Below are 3,117 nucleotides of genomic sequence, written 5' to 3'. Positions count from 1 at the left end.
GCCATGATCCCCGCGCCCATTGGAATGCCAGCGATCCCCCTGGCCCCCCCGGTTGTCATTGCGGTAATCGTTGCGCTCACGGTCCCGCCCATAGTCGTAGCGCTGGCGGTTGCCATAGTCATACCGCGGGTTGCCCTGCCAGCGCGGCTGCTGGCCGGGCGGCGGATACGGGCGGTACTGCGGCACTGGCGCCGGCCGGTAGTAACGTGGTGCGGGCTGGTAGTAGTAACGCGGTTGCGGCGCCACGTAGTAGCGGTCTTGACGGTAATAACCCGGGTACACGTAGCGATCGGTGGTGTAGTAGTCGCTGCGATAATAGCCGTCGCGCTCGTAGTAAGGCGCGCAGGCGGATGTCAGCAGTCCCAATAGGACAACGAGCAGGATGCGTGGGTACATGGCGGCCTCCTGGACCGCGAAAGGGCCCGGCACAGCGGCGCTGGCGGGCGTCGACGACGATGCGTTCATCGACATTGCATCAGACAGCTGCGCCGGGGTTCAGTGCTATTTCTGCAACAAATTGAAACAGCTCGTATAACCCTGAAAAACATGCAGTCATTTTTCGGTCATCTCACTAGAATATGGCCACCGGCACACCTCTCGGGAAGATCATGCGTTCACCGTCCGCCCTGTTCTCGCAACGCTCGCTGATCCTCACCTTGCTGCTGTTGCTGGCCTGCGGCTTCCTGGCCACCTCGCTGCTGAGCTACTACGCCTCGCGCGGGGCGATCCGCGACGGCATCGTCAATACCGAGCTGCCGCTGACCTCCGACACCGTCTATTCGGAAATCCAGAAGGACCTGATCCGCCCGGTGCTGATCTCGTCGATGATGGCCCAGGACACCTTCCTGCGTGACTGGGTGCTCGGCGGCGAGCAGGACACCCGGCGCATCACCCGCTTCCTGGGTGAAGTGATGGGCACCCAGGACACCTGCACCAGTTTCTTCGTCTCCGACCGCAGCCTCACCTACTACCAGGCCAAGGGCGTGCTCAAGCAGGTCAAGCCCGACAGCTGGCGCGACGCCTGGTATTTCCGCCTGCGCCAATCCAGCAAACCCTACGAAATCAACGTCGACCTGGACATGGCCAACCAGGACAAGCTCACGGTGTTCATCAACCATCGGGTGCTCGACTACCAGCAGCGCTTCATCGGCGCTGTCGGCGTGGGGCTGAGCGTGGAGTCGGTGGTGCGCCTGATCGACGACTACCAGCGCCGCTACCAGCGCGCGGTGCTGTTCGCCGACGCCCAGGGTAAAGTGTTGCTGACCGGCTCCGACGGTGGCCCCCATGGCCTGCGCGCCGGCCAGCAACTGAGCGACAGCAACCAGTGGCAGGACCTGCTCGCGCACCTGCCGGCACCCGCCGAAGGCAGCCACGAATACCATGACAACGACGGCCACAGCCACTTCCTCAATGTGCGCCTGCTGCCGGAGCTGGGTTGGTATCTGCTGGTGGACAAGCGCGAGAGCGGCGCCCTGGACCGCATCCGCCAGTCGCTGTACCTGAACCTGGCGATCTGCGCGATGATCACCCTCGTCGTGCTGTCGCTGCTCAACGCCATGATCAAGCGCCACCAGGACAACGCCGCGGCGCTGGCTACCCTCGACAGCCTCACCGGCCTGCCCAACCGCCGCAGCTTCGACCTGCTGGCCGGCCAGGCGCTGGTCGAAGCCCAGCGCGACAGCGCGCCACTGGTCGCCCTGTTGATCGACCTTGACCACTTCAAGGCGCTCAACGACACCCACGGCCACCTGGCCGGCGACGAAGTGCTGCGCCAGTTCGCCACTGTGCTGCAGGGCAGCCTGCGCCAGTCCGATATACTCTGCCGCTGGGGTGGCGAGGAGTTCATCGTGCTGCTGCGCGAAGCCCATGGGCGCCAGGCCATCGAGGTGGCGGAGAAGATCCGCCGGCGCACCGAGCAGTTGATCTTCAGCTACAACGAACAACCGCTGCGCCTGACCGCCAGCATCGGCCTGTCCAGCCTGCAGCGCGAAGACACCCTGCACAGCCTGCTGACCCGCGCCGACCATGCCCTTTATCGCGCCAAGCAGAGCGGCCGCAACCGCGTCTGCAGCGAACTGCCCGGAACCGACCATGACTGACCCCCAGCGCTGCCCCGCCTGCGGCGCCGCCAACCAATGCGGCCTGGCCGACCCACGCAGCGCCACCCAAGGGTGCTGGTGCTTCAATGTGAGCATCGACCCGACCATCCTCGAGGCGCTACCGGCCGAGTTGCGCGACAAAGCCTGTCTGTGCCCGCGTTGCGCGGCGGTGGACGAACAACTCAAGGCAGCACGAACACCCGCGTTCCGCTAGACTGCGCGCCGATTTCCCACGACCTTCCTGCCATGCGCCTCGACCGATTCCTCGGCAACCTGCCCTGCTACAACCGCCAGCAAGTGCGCCTGCTGCTGGCGAGCAAGCGCGTTCGCGTGGACGGCGTTGTCGCAAGCGATCCGTTGCATGAAGTGCGCGAGTTCAGCCGTGTCGAGGTGGATGACCAGGTCGTGCAGGCCGGACGTCCCGCCCGCTACCTGATGCTGCACAAGCCCGCTGGCTGCGTCAGCGCCACCAGCGACCCACAGCACCCCACGGTGCTCGACCTGGTGCCCGCCGAACTGCGTGACGACCTGCACATTGCCGGGCGCCTGGACTACAACACCACCGGCCTGCTGATCCTGACCAACGACGGCCAGTGGTCGCGACGGCTGACCCAGCCGCAGACCAAGTTGCCGAAGATCTACCGCGTGCGAACAGAGGATGAAATCGGCGCACACTACGTCGACAAGTTCCGCGAAGGGTTCTACTTCGCCTTCGAAGACCTCACCACCCTGCCCGCCCAGCTGGACATCCTCGGCCCCCGCGAGGCCAGGCTGGCGATCGTCGAAGGGCGTTATCACCAGGTGAAGCGGATGTTCGGTTTTTTCCAGAACAAGGTGGTGGGGTTGCACCGGGAGCGCATGGGCACCATCACGCTGGATCCGGGGCTATCGCCGGGTGAGTACAGGGCACTCTCGGCCGAAGAGATCAGTACAGTCTGTAGGAGCGGCTTCAGCCGCGATACAGACACCGCGTAATCTGGCACCCGCTTGGCGGGTGATCGCGGCTGAAGCCGCTCCT

General features: G+C 64.9%; 4 protein-coding genes. 3 read left to right on the top strand and 1 reads right to left on the bottom strand.

Annotation, left to right across the window (positions count from 1 at the left end):
• Positions 1-396 (bottom strand): hypothetical protein (locus tag P5705_RS25970; RefSeq protein WP_277463721.1); only part of this gene is annotated, 396 nt, incomplete at its 3' end.
• Between the two features lie 212 nt (positions 397-608).
• Here P5705_RS25970 and P5705_RS25965 point away from each other — a divergent pair.
• From P5705_RS25965 to P5705_RS25955, 3 genes are read left to right on the top strand one after another with little or no spacing between them, the layout of a single operon-like run.
• Positions 609-2,099, top strand: coding sequence for a sensor domain-containing diguanylate cyclase (locus P5705_RS25965; RefSeq protein WP_277463720.1), 1,491 nt, complete (start codon positions 609-611; stop codon positions 2,097-2,099).
• On the top strand, positions 2,092-2,313 hold the full coding sequence (locus P5705_RS25960) for a cysteine-rich CWC family protein (protein ID WP_277463719.1): 222 nt from the start codon (positions 2,092-2,094) through the stop codon (positions 2,311-2,313). The genes P5705_RS25965 and P5705_RS25960 overlap by 8 nt, the downstream gene beginning before the upstream one ends.
• A 32-nt stretch (positions 2,314-2,345) precedes the next feature.
• On the top strand, positions 2,346-3,074 hold the full coding sequence (locus P5705_RS25955; protein ID WP_277463718.1) for a pseudouridine synthase: 729 nt from the start codon (positions 2,346-2,348) through the stop codon (positions 3,072-3,074).
• The last annotated feature ends 43 nt before the right edge of the window (positions 3,075-3,117 follow it).

The sequence above is a fragment of the Pseudomonas entomophila genome (assembly GCF_029478665.1).
GTDB lineage: Bacteria > Pseudomonadota > Gammaproteobacteria > Pseudomonadales > Pseudomonadaceae > Aquipseudomonas > Aquipseudomonas entomophila_F.
Note: the sequence above shows the minus strand (reverse complement) of the source record. Positions and strands in the feature narration are given on the sequence as shown.